We start from the raw sequence: 19,548 nt of genomic DNA on the forward strand, positions 1-19,548 counted from the left end.
GGCTGCTTCCGGAGTTTGATGGGTGGGTATTTCCTTGGCGTGAGGGAGTACGCAAGGGTGAAGATCGGACACACCTCTACCGTCTTTGTGATCTAGGGGTTTCAATCACCACCAGCCCAGGTAGGGTCAGGAAGCGTCCAGCTCCCCTTGGAGGAGGTGAGGACCGTGGCAGCCCACGACGACGACATCAACCGCGGCATCCGGCCCGCGCGAGGGTCCGAGGACCCCGCCGGCCAGGTTGCCTATCTCGAGCAGGAAATCGCCGTCCTGCGACGAAAGCTCGCCGACTCTCCGCGACACACGAGGATTCTCGAAGAGCGGATCGTCGAGCTCCAGACAAATCTGGCCGGCGTATCCGCACAGAACGAACGACTCGCGAATACCCTCCGTGAGGCCCGGGACCAGATCGTGGCCCTCAAGGAAGAAGTCGACCGGCTCGCACAGCCGCCGGCCGGTTTCGGTGTCTTCCTGCAAGCGAATGAGGACGGCACCGTCGACATCTTCACCGGAGGCCGAAAGCTCCGTGTGAACGTCAGCCCCAGCGTCGACCCGGAAGACCTCCGGCGCGGCCAGGAGGTCATGCTCAACGAGGCCCTCAACGTGGTCGAGGCCATGGAATTCGAGCGGGCCGGGGACATCGTCACCCTCAAGGAGATCCTCGAGGACGGCGAGCGCGCCCTGGTCGTCGGGCACACCGACGAGGAAAGGGTGGTGAGGCTCGCCGAGCCGCTCCTGGACATCACCATCCGTCCCGGCGACGCCCTCCTGCTCGAACCCCGCTCCGGCTACGTCTACGAGGTCGTCCCCAAGAGCGAGGTCGAAGAGCTCGTCCTCGAAGAGGTCCCGGACATCGACTACGACAAGATCGGCGGCCTGGGCGACCAGATCGAGCTGATCCGCGACGCGGTCGAGCTCCCGTACCTCTACCCGGACCTCTTCAAGGAACACGAACTGCGGCCCCCGAAGGGCATCCTGCTCTACGGCCCGCCCGGCTGCGGCAAGACGCTCATCGCCAAGGCCGTCGCCAACTCCCTTGCCAAGAAGGTCGCCGAGGTCACCGGCCAGCCCGCCGGGAAGTCCTACTTCCTGAACATCAAGGGCCCCGAACTCCTCAACAAGTACGTCGGCGAGACCGAGCGGCACATCCGCCTCGTCTTCCAGCGTGCCCGGGAGAAGGCGAGCGAGGGCACCCCCGTCATCGTCTTCTTCGACGAGATGGAATCCCTCTTCCGCACCCGTGGATCCGGAGTCAGCTCGGACGTGGAGAACACCATCGTCCCCCAGCTGCTCGCCGAGATCGACGGCGTGGAAGGCCTGGAGAACGTCATCGTCATCGGCGCCTCCAACCGCGAGGACATGATCGACCCGGCCATCCTGCGTCCCGGCCGCCTCGATGTGAAGATCAAGATCGAGCGTCCGGACGCCGAGGCCGCGAAGGACATCTTCGCGAAGTACCTCAAGGCCTCGCTGCCCCTGCACACGGACGACCTGTCCGAACACCAGGGATCCAAGGACGGCACCGTCCACAGCATGATCCAGACCGTCGTCGAGCAGATGTACGCCGAAACCGAGGAGAACCGCTTCCTCGAGGTCACGTACGCCAACGGCGACAAGGAAGTCCTCTACTTCAAGGACTTCAACTCGGGCGCGATGATCCAGAACATCGTCGACCGGGCCAAGAAGATGGCGATCAAGGCCTTCCTGGAACACAACCAGAAGGGCCTGCGGGTCTCCCACCTGCTCCAGGCCTGCGTGGACGAGTTCAAGGAGAACGAGGACCTGCCCAACACCACCAACCCGGACGACTGGGCCCGCATCTCCGGAAAGAAGGGCGAGCGGATCGTATTCATCCGCACGCTCGTCACCGGAAAGCAGGGCGCGGACACCGGACGCTCCATCGACACGGTGGCGAACACCGGTCAGTACCTCTGATCCGGAGCGGCTGCGGATGCCCGCTCCGGGCATCCGCAGCCGACTGCTTTACCCGACCGCTTCACCGACCGCTTTCAGCCGGTGACAAGGCGCATTCAATGACGGAAATGATCTCCCCACGAGCGCGCAGTGGTTCTAGGCTCATCCGTACCGCCGGACGCGCAGTGCGGGGACGGGCACCGCACAGGCACACGCACCGGAGCACCAGCGGTACTTGAGCGCCGCTCCCGAGAGGGGGGCGCCGCCGGGCAAGGAGGGCCGCATGACCGTACGGCGAGTAATGGGGATCGAGACGGAGTACGGGATCTCCGTCCCGGGGCACCCGAACGCCAATGCCATGCTCACCTCGTCCCAGATCGTCAACGCCTACGCGGCGGCGATGCACCGGGCGCGACGCGCCCGCTGGGACTTCGAGGAGGAGAATCCGCTGCGGGACGCCCGCGGCTTCGACCTCGCCCGCGAGGCCGCCGACAACAGCCAGCTGACCGACGAGGACATCGGCCTCGCCAATGTGATCCTCACGAACGGCGCACGGCTCTACGTCGACCACGCGCACCCCGAGTACAGCTCGCCCGAGATCACCAACCCGCTCGACGCCGTCCTCTGGGACAAGGCCGGCGAGCGGATCATGGCCGAGGCGGCCGTACGCGCCGCCCAGCTCCCCGGCGCCCAGCCGATCCACCTCTACAAGAACAACACCGACAACAAGGGCGCCTCCTACGGCACGCACGAGAACTACCTGATGAAGCGGGAGACCCCCTTCTCGGAGATCGTGCGCCACCTGACCCCCTTCTTCGTCTCGCGCCAGGTCGTGACCGGCGCGGGACGCGTAGGCATCGGCCAGGACGGCCGCGAGCACGGCTTCCAGATCAGCCAGCGCGCGGACTACTTCGAGGTCGAGGTCGGCCTGGAGACCACCCTGAAGCGGCCCATCATCAACACCCGGGACGAGCCGCACTCGGACGCCGAGAAGTACCGCCGGCTCCACGTGATCATCGGCGACGCGAACCTCTCGGAGATCTCCACCTACCTCAAGCTCGGCACGACCGCGCTCGTCCTTTCCATGATCGAGGACGGGTTCATCAACGTCGACCTGGCCGTGGACCAGCCGGTGCGCACGCTGCACCAGGTCTCCCACGACCCGGACCTCCAGCACCTCATCACGCTGCGCAGTGGCCGTACCCTCACCGCCGTGCAACTCCAGATGGAGTACTTCGAGCTGGCACGGAAGTACGTGGACGAACGTTTCGGGTCCGACGCCGACGAGCAGACCAAGGACGTGCTGGGCCGCTGGGAGGACGTGCTGGGCCGGCTGGAGAGCGACCCGATGAGCCTGTCGGGGGAGCTGGACTGGATCGCCAAGCGGGAGATCCTGGAGGGCTACCGGCGCCGGGACGGGCTGGGCTGGGACGCCGCGCGGCTGCACCTGGTCGACCTCCAGTACTCGGACGTGCGGCCCGAGAAGGGGCTGTACAACCGCCTGGTGGCCCGGGGCAAGATGAAGCGCCTGGTGGAGGAGACCGCGGTGGAGCGGGCTCAGAGCAAGCCTCCGGAGGACACCCGGGCGTACTTCCGCGGCCGCTGCCTGGAGCAGTACGCGGACGACGTGGCGGCGGCCTCCTGGGACTCGGTGATCTTCGACCTCCCGGGCCGCGACTCGCTCCAGCGGGTCCCGACGCTGGAACCCCTGCGGGGGACCCGCAACCACGTCAAGGAGCTCCTGGACCGCTGCCGCACGGCGGAGGACCTGGTGCGGGTGCTTTCGGGGCAGTGAACGGGCCTGAAAGGCCTCCGGTCCGGGAATCATGAAGAGAACCGGACTGTGAAAGTACGGGGACGAATGTCGGACCCTCCTTGTAGGGTCCGACATAGGGTCTGATCTTGAGAGATCCCGAATCCCGGGGTCTCTCGACATGAGCGTGCGAACCGAGCGGGGTGAGGTAGACATGGCGACCAAGGACACCGGCGGCGGACAGCAGAAGGCGACGCGCTCGACCGAGGAGGTCGAGGAGGCGGCGGTCGAGGAATCGACCGACCTCAAGGAGCGCCAGGAGAAGCTCTCCGACGACGTCGACTCCGTACTCGATGAAATCGATGACGTGCTCGAGGAGAACGCCGAGGACTTCGTGCGAAGCTTCGTTCAAAAGGGTGGCCAGTAAGGTCATTTGACCTTCGAATCGAAGGTCGAGTACGGAGTGACCGGTCGGACGGTGCGGATACGGCATCCGTACCGTCCGGTCATGGGCAGTGCTCGATCGTCACTCGGGACGAGGTCCGACCGCTCCGCCGATCGGGTTCGGCAGAGCATGTGGATCACGATCATCAGACGGGTAAGGTCCGAGGCGTACGGTGCTTCCGCCGCAGAGCGGCACCGGGCCAGTTCAAGGATCGGCCGGACGTCATGAGGCGTGCAGCCGCTTACGTGGAAGGAAACCTGTGGAAGCCAACACTCGTAGCACAGGGCGTCTACCGGCAGCCTTCCTGACGCCGGGGTCCTCGTCCTTCATGGATTTCCTCGGGGCGCACTCGCCCGAGATGCTGCCCGGCAACCGCAAGCTGCCGGAGGGCGTCGTCGAGGCGCCGCACGGGACGACCATCGTCGCCGCGACCTTCCCCGGCGGGGTCGTCCTCGCCGGTGACCGGCGGGCGACCATGGGGAACATGATCGCGCAGCGGGACATCGAGAAGGTGTTCCCCGCGGACGAGTACTCCGCCGTCGGTATCGCCGGTACGGCCGGCCTGGCCGTGGAGATGGTCAAGCTGTTCCAGCTGGAGCTGGAGCACTTCGAGAAGGTGGAGGGGACGACCCTGTCCCTGGAGGGCAAGGCCAACCGGCTCTCCACCATGATCCGGAGCAATCTGGGGATGGCGATGCAGGGGCTGGCCGTCGTGCCGCTGTTCGCCGGGTACGACGAGGCCAAGGAGAAGGGCCGGATCTTCTCCTACGACGTGACCGGCGGCCGCTCCGAGGAGCACGGCTACGCCGCCACCGGTTCCGGTTCGATCTTCGCCCGGGGCTCCATGAAGAAGCTCTTCCGTCCCGATCTGACGGAGGAGCAGGCCACCACCCTGGTCGTCCAGGCGCTGTACGACGCCGCCGACGACGACTCGGCGACCGGTGGGCCGGACCTGTACCGCCACATCTACCCGATCGTCACCGTCATCACGGACGAGGGGTTCCGCAGGCTGACCGACGACGAGTCGCAGGAGCTCGCCCGTACGGTCACCAACCGTCGGCTGGAGCAGCCCGACGGCCCGCGCGCCGCCCTGCTCTGACCATCCGTCGCCCCGTAGGAGCCCAGAAGAAAGGGACGGACAGCCGGTGTCGACTCCGTTCTATGTGTCACCCCAGCAGGCCATGGCCGACCGGGCGGAATACGCCCGCAAGGGCATCGCCCGCGGTCGCAGCCTGGTCGTGCTGCAGTACGCCGACGGCATCGTGTTCGTCGGCGAGAACCCGTCCCGTGCGCTGCACAAGTTCAGCGAGATCTACGACCGGATCGGCTTCGCGGCCGCCGGCAAGTACAACGAGTACGAGAACCTGCGGATCGGCGGTGTGCGGTACGCGGATCTGCGCGGATACACCTACGACCGCGACGATGTGACGGCCCGTGGGCTGGCCAACGTGTACGCGCAGACCCTAGGCACCATCTTCTCCTCGGCCGGTGAGAAGCCGTACGAGGTCGAGCTGGTGGTCGCGGAGGTCGGTGCGACCGCGGCCGGGGACCAGATCTACCGGCTGCCGCACGACGGGTCGATCGTGGACGAGCACGGCTCCGTCGCGGTCGGTGGCAACGCCGAGCAGATCAGTACCTTCCTCGACCAGCGCCACCAGGACGGGATGACCTTGTCCGAGGCGTTGAAGCTGGCGGTGCAGGCGCTGTCCAGCCAGGCCAACGGCGCGGACAAGGCGATTCCGGCGGAGCGGCTGGAGGTCGCGGTGCTGGACCGGACGCGGTCCCAGCAGCGCAAGTTCAAGCGGATCCGGGGCCGGCAGCTGTCGCGGCTGCTGGAGGCGGACGTGACGGCGGCGGTGCAGGCCGACGCCGTGTCGAACGACGAGGCGCCGGAGGACGACGCCGAGTAGGCATCGTACGCAGGGCAGTGGGGCCCCGGTCCGCCGTTTCGGCGGGCCGGGGCCCTTCCGCGTCCGGGGCCGGTCAGGTGGTGGGGGCGGGGCCGGAGGAGTCGCGGACGACGAGTCGGACCGGGAGGTCGGGGGCGGTCCAGGCGGACCCGTCGAGAACGGCGAGGAGGGCGGTCATGCCCTGTTCGCCGACGCGCTCGGCGGGGAGGTGGACGGTGGTGAGCTCGGGTTCGACGGCGGTGGCGAGGGCGAGGTCGTCGAAGCCGGTGACCGAGAGGTCCTCGGGGACGCGCAGGCCGAGGCGGCGGGCGGCCTTGCAGGCGCCGGCGGCGAGGATGTCGTCGTCGCAGACGATGGCGGTGGGCCGGTCCCGGGGGGTGGCCAGGGCGGCCTCCATGGCCGTCCGGGCGCCGTCGACGGTGAGGGGGGACCGGACGGTGCGCAGCTCGGTTCCGGGGCCCAGGAGGGCGCTGAGGGCCTCGGCGCGGGTGTCGAAGGTCCAGGAGTCGACGGCGGAGGCGAGGTGCAGGAAGCGGCGGTGGCCGAGGGCGAGGAGGTGCTCGGTGATCTGGCGCATCCCGTCGGCCATGGCGAGGTTGACGTGGGCGGCGGCGGTGCCTGCGGCGGGGTCGCTGTCGAGCATGACCAGGGGGAGGGTGTTGCCGCCGATGGCGTCGAGGGCGCCGGCGGCCATGGAGGAGGCGATGACCCCGTCGAGGGCGGCGCGGGCGGAGGCGAAGGGGTCGCGGGCCGGTCCGGTGCCGTCGGGGGAGGGGTAGAGGACGACCCCGAAGCCGTGTTCGGCGGCGACGCGGGCGGCTCCGGTGTAGACGCGGGCGAAGAACTCGTTGGTGAGGGCGGGGACGACGAGGAGCGCGGTGCGGGTGGTGCCGAGGCGGAGGTTGCGGGCGGCGAGGTTGGGGCGGTAGCCGAGGCGGGTGGCGGTTTCGCGGACGTGGGTCGCGGTGCGCTCGGAGACGCGGCCGGGCCATTTGTCCCCGAGGACGAGGGAGACGGTGGCCTGGGAGACCCCGGCGGCGGTGGCCACGTCGCGGCTGGTGGGTCTCGTCACACGGGCTCCTGAAGTGCGAGGTCGGGCGGTGTTGCGGGGTCCGCGGGGTGGACCGGCGGACTGCGGCCATGGTACGTATGACACGTCTAGTTATACGTATTACTTGGGTTACTCCCGGCTGGGTCCGGGCAGAAGGGGGCAGTCATGGCCGCGGGATACGCGGAGCTGCTGAGGACCCGGCACGCCGCGAGGCTGCTGGTGGGCACGCTCGTGGGCCGGCTGCCCAATGCCACCGGGCCGATCGCGATCGTGCTGTTCACGCGCGCCGAGGGCGGCAGCTACAGCCTGGCGGGCGCGCTGGCCGCCGCGTACGGACTGGCGAACGCGGTGGGCCAGCCCCTGCTGGGCCGGGCCGTGGACCTGTTCGGGCAGCCGCGGGTCCAGCTGCCGGCGGCCGTGGTCTCGGCGCTGGGCATGCTGTGGCTGGCGCTCGCCGGCACCGGGTCGGCGGTGGCCGCGTACGCCGCCGTGGTGGTCGCGGGGCTCTTCACGCCGCCCCTGGAGGGCGGGCTGCGGGCACTGTGGCCGGGGGTGCTGGGCGGCCGCGAGGAGAAGGTGCACGCCGCGTACGCGATGGACGCGGTGGCCCAGGAGGTCATGTTCACCGTCGGTCCGCTGCTGGTGACGCTGTTCGTGGCGATGTGGTCGCCGGCGGGGGCGCTGGTGGCGCTCAACGCGATCGGTGTGCTGGGCGCGCTGTCCGTGGTGCTCAGCGAGCCGTCCCGGAAGTGGCGCTCGGCGCCGCGGGAGGCGCACTGGCTGGGGGCGCTGCGTTCGCGGGGCCTGCTGGCGCTGCTCGGCGCGTTCTTCTTCGTGGGTACGGCGCTGGGCTCGATCACCGTGGCCGGTGTGGCGTACGCGGACGAGCACGGCGGTCAGGCGGTGTACGGCTGGCTGATGGCGGCGCTGGGGCTGGGTGCCCTGGTCGGCGGCGTGTTCTACGGGGCCCGGCAGTGGGCCGGGGCGCCGGAGCGGCGGCTGCGGCTCCTGGTGGCCCTGCTGGCGGTCTGCTACCTGCCGCTGATGCTGGTTCCCGGCCCGGTGGCGATGACGGCGCTGGCGGCCCTCTCGGGCGTGTTCCTGGCGCCCTCGCTGGCGTGCGCGTTCATCGTCGTGGACCGGCACGCCCCGGCGGGCACGGTGACGGAGGCCTTCTCGTGGCTGGTGACGTTCTTCGGGGTGGGCGCGGCGATCGGTACGGCGGTCGCGGGTCCGGCGGTGGAGCTGGGCGGTACCCCGGCGGGCTTCGGCGTGGCGAGCGTGGCGGGCGGCGCGGCCCTGCTGGTGCTGATGGCCACTCAGCGGGTGATGGCAACGGGCGGCCGCAGTCGCGCGGTGGCGGGTTCGTCCGACGGTGCGTCGGACGACGCCCGTGACGTGCCGTCGGGTGCCCCCTCGGCGTCGTGATCGGCGGGTGCGCCGGATGGGCCGATCGGGCCGTGATCGGGGCGTCGATCGGCCCGCTGATGGGAACTGATCGAAACGGCGCTCCCGAACCCGGTTTCAGAAGAGGGCAGAAGGCGTAATGTTCAGTCATGGACCGCCGCATTTTCGGGCTGGAGAACGAGTACGGCGTCACGTGCACGTTCAGGGGACAGCGCCGACTGTCTCCTGACGAAGTGGCGCGCTACCTCTTCCGCCGTGTTGTGTCATGGGGCCGCAGCAGCAATGTCTTCCTGCGGAACGGCGCCCGCCTGTACCTGGACGTGGGTTCGCATCCGGAATATGCAACTCCCGAATGCGACAACGTGACCGAACTGGTCACCCACGACAAAGCAGGCGAGCGCATTCTCGAAGGTCTGCTCGTCGATGCCGAACGCCGCCTGCACGAGGAGGGAATCGCGGGCGACGTCTATCTCTTCAAGAACAACACCGACTCGGCGGGCAACTCGTACGGCTGCCACGAGAACTACCTGGTGGCCCGGCACGGGGAATTCTCCCGCCTGGCGGACATTCTCATTCCGTTCCTTGTCACGCGGCAGCTCATCTGCGGCGCGGGCAAGGTGCTGCAGACGCCGCGCGGTGCGGTCTACTGCGTGAGCCAGCGGGCCGAGCACATCTGGGAGGGCGTCAGCTCCGCCACGACCCGCTCGCGTCCGATCATCAACACCCGGGACGAGCCGCACGCGGACGCCGAGCGCTACCGCAGGCTGCACGTCATCGTCGGCGACTCGAACATGTCCGAGACGACCATGCTGCTCAAGGTCGGGGCCACCGACCTGGTGCTGCGCATGATCGAGGCGGGCACGGTGATGCGTGACCTGACCCTGGAGAACCCGATCCGGGCGATCCGCGAGGTCAGCCACGACATCACGGGTCAGCGCAAGGTGCGCCTCGCGAGCGGCCGGGAGGCCTCGGCGCTGGAGATCCAGCGGGAGTACTACGACAAGGCGGTGGACTTCGCCGAGCGCCGGGGGATCCGTACCGGCGTGGTGGACCAGGTGCTGGAACTGTGGGGTCGCACGCTCGACGCGATCGACGCGGAGGACCTGGACCGGATCGGGACCGAGATCGACTGGGTCATGAAGTACCAGCTGATCGAGCGGTACCGGGCCAAGCACAACATGACCATGTCGAACCCGCGGGTGGCTCAGATAGACCTCGCGTACCACGACATCCACCGCCGGCGCGGGCTGTACTACCTGCTGGAGCGCAAGGGGCAGGCGGCGCGGATCTGCAACGACCTCAAGATCTTCGAGGGCAAGTCGGTGCCCCCGCAGACGACGCGTGCGCGGCTGCGCGGCGACTTCATCCGCCGGGCGCAGGAGCAGCGGCGGGACTTCACGGTCGACTGGGTGCACCTGAAGCTCAATGACCAGGCGCAGCGGACGGTGCTGTGCAAGGACCCGTTCCGGTCGGTGGACGACCGGGTGGAGAAGCTGATTGCCGGCATGTAGGGCGGCGATCGGCAGCGCAGAGTGACCGCAGTGTGACATCACACTCCTCACCAGGGCCTCGTACGTCTCTCGTACGGGGCCCTGCGCACGGCTTAGAGTGGCGAGCGACCGCTTTGCCGTCTGAGATCTGAGGAACCCGTGCGCCGACTTGCCGGCCTGCTTGTCGTACCCCTCCTGCTGCTGACGACCGCAGCGTGTGGCGACGACAGCGGCTCCGACTCCGCCCAGATGAAGAACGGGGCCCCCGCGATCACCAAGGGAGCCGAGTTCGGGCAGACGCCCACCCTGTCGAAGGGGAAGGGCGAGCCGCCCAAGGAGCTGAAGGTGGTGACCATCAGCGAGGGCACCGGGCAGGTGCTGAAGAAGAACGACATCGCGCAGGTCAACTACCTCGGCCAGGTGTGGGACGGCAAGGAGCCGTTCGACCAGAGCTTCGGGCGGCCCGCTCCGTTCGACCTGACGATCGGCGCCGGCGCCGTCATCAAGGGCTGGGACCAGGGCCTCGAGGGCCAGAAGGTCGGCAGCCGTGTCGAGCTGGTGATCCCGCCGGAGCTCGGTTACGGGGCCCAGGGCTCGGGCGAGAAGATCAAGCCGAACGCCACGCTGGTCTTCGTCGTGGACATCGTCAAGGGCGCGACCGTCCCGGCCTCGGCCACGGGCAAGGAAGTCGCCCAGGAGAACAAGGACCTGCCCAAGGTCGGCACGAACGCGGACGGCAAGGAAGTCTCCGTGACCGTCCCGAAGGACACCGCCGAGCCGACCAAGCTGGTCTCGAGCTACGTCCTGGAGGGGGACGGCGCGGTCGTGAAGGACACCGACAGCGTCGTCGTCAAGTTCAACGGCAAGACGTGGAAGGACGACAAGTCCTTCGAGAGCACCTACACCAGCGACCAGACGGTCACGTGGCCGCTGGGTGAGCTCTCGGTCAAGGGTCTGAAGGACGGCCTGGTCGGCAAGAAGGTCGGCAGCCGCATCCTGCTGGTCATCCCGCCGGACCAGGCCTTCGGCGACAAGGAGCAGGGCACCATCCCGGCGAAGTCGACGCTGGTCTTCAGCCTCGACATCCTCGCAGTGATGTAAGACTGTTCCGGTTGACCGTTTCGTACGTATGAGGAGAAGTTCCGTGAGTGACCTCCAGAAGCCCGAGATCGACTTCCCCGAGGGCGATGCCCCCACGGATCTCGTGATCAAGGACGAATGGGTCGGCGACGGCGCGGAGGCCAAGAAGGGCGACCTTGTCTCCGTGCACTACGTGGGCGTGGCCTTCTCCACCGGTGAGGAGTTCGACGCCTCCTGGAACCGCGGTGCCGCGCTGCAGTTCCAGCTCGGTGTCGGCCAGGTCATCGCCGGCTGGGACCAGGGCGTCCAGGGCATGAAGGTCGGCGGCCGCCGCAAGCTGACGATCCCCGCGAAGCTGGCCTACGGTGACCGCGGCGCGGGCAACGCCATCGCCCCGGGCGAGACCCTGATCTTCGTCTGCGACCTGGTCAAGGTCGGCTGATCCGGACATCCGTGATCGGTGCAGGGGCCCCCGCCGTCCGGCGGGGGCCCCTCGCTTTTGCCCCGGCGCGCCGGGGCGGTACGGTCAACCGTCACGGGCCCTGCGCAACCGGTCGCGGCCCGTGTGACGGTTCGACGGATGTGCAGGCGGAGAAGGGCGGAAGGGCGTCGATGGCGATTGCCAAGGCCGAGCGGCTGATGAATCTGGCGCTGTGTCTGCTGGGGACCCGCCGGCCGCTCAGCAAGCGGGAGTTGCGCGGTTCCATCGAGGCCTACATGGAGGCCGGGAACGACGAGTCCTTCAACCGCATGTTCGAGCGCGACAAGGACGATCTGCGCGAACTCGGCCTCGTCATCGAGACGGTGGAGAACCTGGACGGCGAGACGGGCTACCTGGCCCGCCGCGACAGCAACAGGCTGCCTCCCGTCTCGCTGGACGCCGAGGAGGCCGCCGCCCTGGGGCTGGCGGCCAAGGTCTGGCAGCAGGCCCGCCTGGCGGGAGCCGCCAGTGGCGCCCTGCAGAAGCTGCGCGCGGGCGGGATGCCCGAGGCGGAGGACCCGTACGAGGGGCAGCACAGCGCGATCGAGCCGCGCATCCCGGTCCACGAGGCCGCCTTCGAGCCCCTGATGCTGGCCTGCCGGGACCGCCGGCCGGTGGTCTTCGACTACCGCAAGTCCACCGCCGCCCGGCCCGAGGCCCGGCAGGTGGAGCCCTGGGCGCTCGAGTGCTGGCGCGGCCACTGGTACCTGGCCGGCTACGACCGCGACCGCGGGGCGGAGCGGGTGTTCCGGCTCTCCCGGATCACCGGCAAGGTCCGCTCCCGGGCGGCGAAGTACACCGCGGAGGTGCCGGACGTGGTGACCGTACGGGAGACCGTGGCGAGCTGGGCCGGGGAGAGCGCGGACCGCTCCGCGCTGATCCGGCTGCGGGCCGGGGCGGGCTACCCGCTGCGGGCCAAGGCGACCGCGGTGCGCGAGGGCGGGGACGGCTGGGACGAGCTGGAGATCCCCTACGGGCACGGGCTCGACGCCTGGCTGGTGGAGTTCGGGCCGGACGTCGTCGTGGTCGGTCCCGCCGACCTGCGGGCGGACGTGGTGGACCGGCTGCGGGCCGTCGCCGGGGCCTGACCGGGGTCCGCCCGGGGGCCCGCGGGCCCGGCGGCCGATCCGCGGCCGCACCGTTCGACAAGCGACATCCAAGACGTGCCCTGAGGGGGAGACGTACCAGCATGGCTGCCAACGCCATCGACCAGACCCGCCGGATGCTGTCCCTGGTGACCTACCTGCGCGAGCGCCCCGGTGCGCACGTCGCGGACGTCGCGCGCGCCTTCGGGATCACCGAGGACGAGCTGATCTCGGACCTCGACGTGCTGCCCATGTGCGGGACGAGCTTCCGGGGCGGGGACCTGCTCGACATCGACACCGACGGGGAGCGCATCTGGTGGCGCAACCCCGACGCCTCGGGGGAGTCCACCGCCGAGCCGCTGCGGCTGGCCGCCGACGAGGCGACCGCGCTGCTCGTGGCCGCACGCGCGGTGGCGACCCTGCCCGGGCTGCGCGAGAGCGACCGGGACGCCCTGCTGCGGGCCACGGCCAAGCTGGAGGCGGCCGCGGGCGAGGTGGCCGGAGCCAGCTCCCGGCTGTCGGTGACCTTCGAGTCCGAGGGCGGGGTCTTCGCGGACGTCGACCGGGCCATCGCGGAGCGCCGGCGCCTGTGGCTGCGCTACTACTCGCCCGCCCGGGACGAGCTCACCGAGCGCACGGTCGACCCGATCCGGCTCTTCGCGGTGGGGCACACGTACATGGAGGGCTGGTGCCACCTCTCCGAGGCCCGGCGCACCTTCCGCCTCGACCGGGTCGCCGAGATCAGGCTGCTGGACGAGCGGGCCGAACCGCCCGCCATCGAGCCGCGCGACCTGTCCGAGGGCCTGGTCCAGCCGGCCGCCGAGGACCCCGAGGTCGTCGTCGAGGTCGGGCCGGGCGGTCGCTGGGTCGCCGAGTACTACCCGCACGACAGCGCGGAGGAACTGCCCGGCGGCGGTCTGCGGATCACCCTGCGCAGCCCTGACCCGGCCTCGCTGCGCCGGCTCGCCCTGCGGCTCGGGCGCGAGGGGCGGATCGTGGCTCCCGCAGAACTGGCGGAGAGCGCGCGGAGCGCCGCTCGAGAAGCACTCGCGGGGTACGGGGAACAGGTCTGAGGGGAGCGCGGCCGATGTCGCCCACGTCCGAGCCCGTCGCCTTCAAGGCCTCCTGCCCCGACTGCCGGGCCCGCTTCGAGCTCGACGCGGGCGCGCTGCGGCTGGCCATCGGCGGCAGCCGGCGCACCACGTTCTACTCCTTCACCTGCCCCGAATGCGGTGCCGCCGTCCGCAAACCGGCCGGTGAGCGCATCGTGGAACTACTGACCGGTGGCGGCGTGAGCACCCTGCGCAGCATCTGACGCGGCGGGTGGCCTAGGCTCGCCCCATGCTGTGGCCGATGTTCGCAATTGCCCTGGGCTTCCTCGGAGTGGCCGTGCTCGCCGTGCTGGCCGTGCGGGTGTACCTGGAGGTGCGCAGACTGTCCTCGCAGGTGGCGCAGGCCAGCCGCCGTATCACGGACGCCTCGGCCGATCTCGAACAGGCGGCCGTCGACCTGGCCCGGGCGGGACACGGCGTACGTCCCTGAGACCGGGACGAATATGTGTGACCTGGGCATGAACAACAGGCCGGGGCGCAAGCGCGGGGACGCCCGGGGATTGCCGGGCGTTAACCCCCTGGGGTTACGATCCTCGGTAGAGACAGTCCTAGGCGCCCGTCCGGTGTGCTGTGAACCTCGGAGAAAAGGAAGATACCTATGTTCGGCAACCTCAGGGGTTGGGAAATCTTCGTCATTCTCGGAGTCATCATCCTGCTGTTCGGCGCCAAGAAGCTCCCCGACATGGCCCGCTCCCTCGGCAAGTCGGCCCGCATCCTCAAGAGCGAGGCCAAGGCCATGAAGAAGGACGGCGAAGGCGACGAGGCCGCCCCCGCCGCCCCCGCCGCCGACCAGTCCGCCCAGCAGCCGGTCGCTCCGCGTACGATCCAGGCCGCCCCGGGTGACGTCAGCAGCTCCCGTCCGGTCAGCGAGCCGAACCGCACCGCCCAGGGCTGACACCCGCCGTACACGCCAGTCATCTGCAACGAGACAAGGGACGTGGGTTGCTCAACTCTGCCCGCAAGCAGGAGAAGAAGGCACGACAGGCGAAGGACGCCGAAGGGCGCATGCCTCTCGTCGAGCACCTGCGTGAGCTGCGGAACCGCCTGCTGAAGTCGGTCATCGCGATCCTGGTGATCACGATCATCGCCGCATTCTTCTACCGGGACATCATCAACTTCCTGTTGAAGCCGATGCTCGACTCCGTCGGCTGCACCAACGGTGTGGTGACCCAGCGCAACGGCCGCCCCTGCGCCGACATGACCGTGAACGGCCTCATCTCGGCGTTCTCGATCGCCCTGAAGGTCTCGCTGATGGCCGGTGTGGTGCTCTCCGCCCCGGTGTGGCTCTACCAGCTGTGGGCGTTCGCCGCGCCCGGGCTGCACAGCCACGAGAAGAAGTACGCGCGCAGTTTCGTCGCCGTCGGAGCGCCCCTCTTCCTGACCGGCGCCGTGCTCGCCTACAAGATCCTCCCGCAGACCGCGACGATCATGCTGGAGTTCACGCCCGACCACGCGCGCAACCTGCTGCCGGTCGACGACTACCTCGACCTGGTCACCCGCATGGTGATCGTGTTCGGCCTGGCCTTCGAGCTGCCGCTGCTGCTGATCCTGCTGAACTTCACCGGCGTGCTCACCGGAAAGCGGCTGGCGAGCTGGTGGCGGGGCATGGTCCTCGGCATCACGATCTTCGCCGCCTTCGCGACCCCCACCGGTGACCCGCCGACCATGCTCGCGCTGGCCCTGCCCATCGTGGCCCTCTACTTCGCGGCGCTGGGCCTCTGTCTCCTCAACGACCGCAGGCGCCGGCGCAACGACCCCGACGCGGGACTGAGCGACGACGAGGCCTCCGAGCTGGACCTCAGCCCGGCGCCGATCGGCGCGCTGGAATCCGTCCCGGCCCCCGCGGCCCTGCCCGAGCAGGCCGACGGCGGACGCCAGCGGATCAACGGGTACGACGACGCCACCTGACGGGCGCCGGGCCCCGGGGGGTGAGCGCCGAGAACGCGCTCCGGTACATTCCCCCGGGTGAGTCACGAGGTCACCCTCTTCGTCAATCCCACCGCGGGACGCGGCCGGGGCGCGCACGCCGCGCAGCCGGCCGCTTCGGCTGTCCGGGCGGCCGGATTCTCCGTACGGACCGTCGTGGGCACCGACGCGCCGGACGCGCTGGCCCGGCTGACCACCGCCGTCCGTGAGGGCACCGGCGCGGTGATCGCGGTGGGCGGCGACGGCATGGTCTCCCGGGCGCTCCAAGCCCTCGCCGGCACACCCGTGCCGCTCGGGGTGGTCGCGGTCGGCACCGGCAACGACTTCGCGCGGGCGATGGGGCTGCCCGTACGGGAACCGGCCCGGGCCGGGCGGCTGGCCGCCGAGGCCGTCAAGGAGAACCGCGTCCGGGAGATCGACCTGGGCCGGGTGGGCGGCGCCGACTGCGAGCAGTGGTTCGGGACCGTGCTGTGCTCCGGCTTCGACTCGCGCGTCAACGACCGGGGCAACCGGATGCGGCTGCCGGCCGGCCGCTTCAAGTACGACCTGGCGATGCTCGCGGAGCTGGCCGCCTTCCGGCCGTTCCCGTACCGGATCACCCTGGACGACGGCCCGGTGATCGAGACCGAGGCCACGCTCGTGGCCGTCGGCAACGGCTCCTCCTACGGCGGGGGCATGCGCATCTGCGCGGACGCCGTCCCCGACGACGGGCTCTTCGACATCACGGTGGTCGGCGACTGCAGCCGGGCCACCCTCCTCAGGGTGTTCCCGCAGGTCTACAAGGGCCGGCACCTGAGCCACCCGAAGGTGACCGTCCACCGGGCCCGGAAGATCACCCTGGCGGCGGCGGGCCTGACCGCGTACGCGGACGGCGAGCCGCTGGGAGGGCTGCCGGTGACCGCCGAGTGCGTGCCCCGGGCCGTCCGGCTGCTCACTTAAATGATCGCGACTGTTGTCAGGGGTGGCGGGTAGGCTCGACAGCAAGATGACCGAAGAACTCTCACCCGCCGAGCGGTACGCCGCTGCCCGGATCCGCGCCGCCGAAGAGGCCTCTGCCCTGGCCCCCTTCCGCGAGATGTACGAATTCGATCTGGACCCGTACCAGGTCGAGGCCTGCAAGGCACTGGAGGCCGGCAAGGGCGTCCTCGTCGCCGCCCCGACCGGCTCGGGCAAGACCATCGTCGGCGAGTTCGCCGTGCACCTGGCCCTCCAGCAGGGCCGCAAGTGCTTCTACACGACGCCGATCAAGGCCCTGTCGAACCAGAAGTACGCCGACCTCGTCAAGCGCTACGGCGCCGACAAGGTGGGCCTGCTCACGGGCGACAACAGCGTCAACTCCGAGGCGCCGGTGGTCGTGATGACCACCGAGGTGCTCCGCAACATGCTGTACGCGGGCTCCCAGTCGCTGCGGGGACTCGGCTACGTGGTGATGGACGAGGTGCACTACCTCTCCGACCGGTTCCGCGGGGCCGTCTGGGAGGAAGTGATCATCCACCTCCCCGAATCGGTGACCCTGGTCTCCCTGTCGGCCACCGTGTCCAACGCCGAGGAGTTCGGCGACTGGCTGGACACCGTGCGCGGCGACACCGAGGTGATCGTCTCCGAGGAGCGGCCCGTCCCGCTGTGGCAGCACGTCATGGCCGGCCGGCGGATCTACGACCTCTTCGAGGAGGAGTCCGACCACGGCGGCCGCGGCTCAGCGCGCCGGGAGGTCAATCCCGACCTGCTGCGCATGGCGCGCGAGGAGAACAGCCGTACCTACAGTCCGAAGGACCGGCGGCGCGGCAAGATGGTCCGCGAGGCCGACCGCGAGCGCGAGCGGCGCTCCCGCGGCCGGATCTGGACCCCGTCCCGCCCCGAGGTCATCGCCCGCCTCGACAACGACGGGCTGCTGCCCGCCATCAACTTCATCTTCAGCCGGGCCGGCTGCGAGGCCGCGGTCCAGCAGTGCCTGTTCGCGGGCCTGCGCCTGAACGACGAATCCGCGCGGCTCAAGGTCCGCGAGATCGTCGAGACGCGCACCGCCTCCATCCCCACCGAGGACCTGCACGTCCTCGGGTACTACGAGTGGCTCGAAGGGCTGGAGCGCGGCATCGCCGCGCACCACGCGGGCATGCTGCCCACCTTCAAGGAGGTCGTGGAGGAGCTCTTCGTACGCGGCCTGGTCAAGGCCGTCTTCGCCACGGAGACCCTGGCGCTGGGCATCAACATGCCCGCGCGCACGGTGATCCTGGAGAAGCTGGTCAAGTGGAACGGCGAGCAGCACGCCGACATCACCCCCGGCGAGTACACGCAGCTGACCGGCCGGGCCGGGCGGCGCGGCATCGACGTCGAGGGCCACGCGGTGGTGCTCTGGCAGCGAGGCATGGACCCGGCGGGTCTCGCCGGGCTCGCGGGTACCCGTACGTATCCGCTGCGCTCCAGCTTCAAGCCGTCCTACAACATGGCCGTGAACCTGGTCAGCCAGTTCGGGCGGCACCGCTCGCGCGAACTGCTGGAGACCTCCTTCGCACAGTTCCAGGCCGACCGCTCGGTCGTGGGGATCTCCCGGCAGGTGCAGCGCAACGAGGAGGGACTGGAGGGCTACCAGGAGGGCATGACCTGCCACCTGGGGAACTTCGAGGAGTACGCGCAGCTGCGCCGTGACCTCAAGGACCGCGAGACGGACCTGGCCAAGCAGGGCGCCGCACAGCGCCGGGTCCAGGCGGCCAGTTCGCTGGAGAAGCTCAAGCCGGGCGACATCATCCACGTGCCGACGGGCAAGTTCGCCGGGCTCGCGCTGGTCCTGGACCCGGGCGTGCCGGCCGGTCGGGTCAACGGGCACCGCGGGCACGAGTACGCCGAGGGCCCGCGCCCGCTGGTGCTCACCGCCGAGCGGCAGGTCAAGCGGCTCGCCGCGATCGACTTCCCGGTTCCGGTCGAGGCCATCGACCGGATGCGGATCCCGAAAACCTTCAACGCGCGCTCGCCGCAGTCCCGTCGGGACCTGGCGTCCCAGCTGCGGACCAAGGCCGGGCACATCACGCCGGAGCGGCGGACCCGCGGCCGCGCCGCGGCCGCCGACGACCGTGAGATCGCCCGGCTGCGCAACGAACTGCGGGCGCACCCCTGCCACGGCTGCGACGAGCGCGAGGACCACGCCCGCTGGGCGGAGCGCTACCACCGGCTCAAGCGGGACATCCAGCAGCTGGAGCGGCGGATCGAGGGCCGGACGAACACCATCGCCCGCACCTTCGACCGGATCCACGCCCTGCTGACCGAGCTGGACTACCTGCGCGAGGACGAGGTCACCGTGCACGGCAAGCGGCTCGCCCGGCTGTACGGGGAGCTGGACCTGCTGGCCTCCGAATGCCTGCGGGCCCGGGTCTGGGAAGGCCTCAGCCCGGCCGAACTGGCCGCCTGCGTATCGGCGTTGGTCTTCGAGGCGCGCCAGTCCGACGACGCGGTCGCACCGAAGGTACCGGGCGGCGCGGCGAAGGAGGCGCTCGGCGAGATGGTCCGGATCTGGGGCCGGCTCGACGCGCTGGAGGAGGAGCACCGCATCAACCAGGCGGAGGGCGTGGGCCAGCGCGAGCCGGACCTCGGCTTCGCGTGGGCGGCGTACCAGTGGGCCTCCGACAAGAGCCTGGACGAGGTGCTGCGCGAGGCGGAGATGCCGGCCGGTGACTTCGTGCGCTGGTGCAAGCAGGTCATCGACGTGCTCGGTCAGGTCGCGGCAGCCGCTCCGGCGACTTCCGGCGACAGCGGGAGCACGGTGGCCCGCAATGCCCGCAAGGCCGTGGACGCGCTGCTGCGGGGTGTAGTGGCCTACAGCTCCGTCGGCTGAGCGGATTTGGATCTTCCTCCGACAGTGGGACCGGCTCGATCTGATCTCTTGCCATGATCGTATCGGCGTGC

General features: G+C 69.8%; 19 protein-coding genes. 18 read left to right on the plus strand and 1 reads right to left on the minus strand.

Going from position 1 to position 19,548, the window contains the following annotated elements; translation table 11 throughout:
* The first annotated feature begins 165 nt into the window (after positions 1-165).
* The 6 genes from arc to prcA all read left to right on the plus strand — a co-directional run bounded on the left by arc (position 166) and on the right by prcA (position 6,019).
* Positions 166-1,932, plus strand: a complete 1,767-nt coding sequence (gene arc, locus B6R96_RS28035; RefSeq protein WP_030389611.1) for a proteasome ATPase — start codon at positions 166-168, stop codon at positions 1,930-1,932.
* 262 nt (positions 1,933-2,194) lie between these two features.
* Positions 2,195-3,706 (plus strand): depupylase/deamidase Dop, encoded by a 1,512-nt coding sequence (gene dop / locus B6R96_RS28040; protein ID WP_081523984.1) that lies wholly within the window; start codon positions 2,195-2,197, stop codon positions 3,704-3,706.
* Between the two features lie 172 nt (positions 3,707-3,878).
* Positions 3,879-4,091 carry a ubiquitin-like protein Pup gene (locus B6R96_RS28045; protein WP_030016348.1) on the plus strand — a complete coding sequence of 71 codons (213 nt, stop codon included), beginning with the start codon at positions 3,879-3,881 and terminating at the stop codon, positions 4,089-4,091.
* Between the two features lie 17 nt (positions 4,092-4,108).
* A complete protein-coding gene (locus tag B6R96_RS38545) occupies positions 4,109-4,417 on the plus strand; it encodes an endonuclease domain-containing protein (protein ID WP_078626675.1) in 309 nt (102 codons plus the stop codon).
* Positions 4,369-5,208, plus strand: a complete 840-nt coding sequence (gene prcB / locus B6R96_RS28055; protein WP_030389613.1) for a proteasome subunit beta — start codon at positions 4,369-4,371, stop codon at positions 5,206-5,208. The genes B6R96_RS38545 and prcB overlap by 49 nt, the downstream gene beginning before the upstream one ends.
* 46 nt (positions 5,209-5,254) lie before the next feature.
* Positions 5,255-6,019 (plus strand): proteasome subunit alpha, encoded by a 765-nt coding sequence (prcA, locus tag B6R96_RS28060; RefSeq protein WP_030389614.1) that lies wholly within the window; start codon positions 5,255-5,257, stop codon positions 6,017-6,019.
* A 73-nt stretch (positions 6,020-6,092) separates the two neighbouring features.
* Here the strand turns inward: prcA and B6R96_RS28065 are convergent, their stop codons facing one another.
* The gene (locus B6R96_RS28065; RefSeq protein ID WP_203351670.1) at positions 6,093-7,091 is read right to left on the minus strand and encodes a LacI family DNA-binding transcriptional regulator; all 999 of its coding nucleotides are present in this window, start codon (positions 7,089-7,091) and stop codon (positions 6,093-6,095) included.
* Positions 7,092-7,235: 144 nt separating this feature from the next.
* Between B6R96_RS28065 and B6R96_RS28070 the strand changes: the two genes are divergently transcribed.
* From B6R96_RS28070 to B6R96_RS28125, 12 genes are all read left to right on the plus strand, one after another.
* The gene (locus tag B6R96_RS28070; protein ID WP_053703997.1) at positions 7,236-8,498 is read left to right on the plus strand and encodes an MFS transporter; all 1,263 of its coding nucleotides are present in this window, start codon (positions 7,236-7,238) and stop codon (positions 8,496-8,498) included.
* A 128-nt stretch (positions 8,499-8,626) separates the two neighbouring features.
* On the plus strand, positions 8,627-9,988 hold the full coding sequence (gene pafA / locus B6R96_RS28075; protein WP_030016332.1) for a Pup--protein ligase: 1,362 nt from the start codon (positions 8,627-8,629) through the stop codon (positions 9,986-9,988).
* 138 nt (positions 9,989-10,126) lie between these two features.
* On the plus strand, positions 10,127-11,068 hold the full coding sequence (locus B6R96_RS28080; RefSeq protein ID WP_079404455.1) for an FKBP-type peptidyl-prolyl cis-trans isomerase: 942 nt from the start codon (positions 10,127-10,129) through the stop codon (positions 11,066-11,068).
* Between the two features lie 28 nt (positions 11,069-11,096).
* Positions 11,097-11,489, plus strand: coding sequence for an FKBP-type peptidyl-prolyl cis-trans isomerase (locus tag B6R96_RS28085; protein ID WP_081523986.1), 393 nt, complete (start codon positions 11,097-11,099; stop codon positions 11,487-11,489).
* A 170-nt stretch (positions 11,490-11,659) separates the two neighbouring features.
* Positions 11,660-12,616: a helix-turn-helix transcriptional regulator gene (locus tag B6R96_RS28090; protein ID WP_030016322.1), complete on the plus strand. Its 957-nt coding sequence runs from the start codon at positions 11,660-11,662 to the stop codon at positions 12,614-12,616.
* 101 nt (positions 12,617-12,717) lie between these two features.
* Positions 12,718-13,686: a helix-turn-helix transcriptional regulator gene (locus B6R96_RS28095; protein WP_030389620.1), complete on the plus strand. Its 969-nt coding sequence runs from the start codon at positions 12,718-12,720 to the stop codon at positions 13,684-13,686.
* Positions 13,687-13,700: 14 nt separating this feature from the next.
* Entirely contained in the window at positions 13,701-13,928 is a 228-nt protein-coding gene (locus B6R96_RS28100; protein ID WP_030389621.1) for a hypothetical protein, read from the plus strand.
* Between the two features lie 26 nt (positions 13,929-13,954).
* The gene (locus B6R96_RS28105) at positions 13,955-14,155 is read left to right on the plus strand and encodes a hypothetical protein (RefSeq protein ID WP_052876828.1); all 201 of its coding nucleotides are present in this window, start codon (positions 13,955-13,957) and stop codon (positions 14,153-14,155) included.
* 168 nt (positions 14,156-14,323) lie between these two features.
* On the plus strand, positions 14,324-14,620 hold the full coding sequence (gene tatA, locus B6R96_RS28110; RefSeq protein ID WP_081523987.1) for a Sec-independent protein translocase subunit TatA: 297 nt from the start codon (positions 14,324-14,326) through the stop codon (positions 14,618-14,620).
* A 47-nt stretch (positions 14,621-14,667) separates the two neighbouring features.
* Complete coding sequence (gene tatC, locus B6R96_RS28115) at positions 14,668-15,633, plus strand: twin-arginine translocase subunit TatC (RefSeq protein WP_030389624.1); 966 nt, start codon at positions 14,668-14,670, stop codon at positions 15,631-15,633.
* Between the two features lie 57 nt (positions 15,634-15,690).
* Positions 15,691-16,590 (plus strand): diacylglycerol kinase, encoded by a 900-nt coding sequence (locus B6R96_RS28120; protein WP_081523988.1) that lies wholly within the window; start codon positions 15,691-15,693, stop codon positions 16,588-16,590.
* A gap of 46 nt (positions 16,591-16,636) precedes the next feature.
* Complete coding sequence (locus B6R96_RS28125; protein ID WP_081525298.1) at positions 16,637-19,477, plus strand: DEAD/DEAH box helicase; 2,841 nt, start codon at positions 16,637-16,639, stop codon at positions 19,475-19,477.
* Positions 19,478-19,548: the final 71 nt, after the last annotated feature.

This window comes from Streptomyces sp. Sge12, assembly GCF_002080455.1.
Classification (GTDB): Bacteria; Actinomycetota; Actinomycetes; order Streptomycetales; family Streptomycetaceae; genus Streptomyces.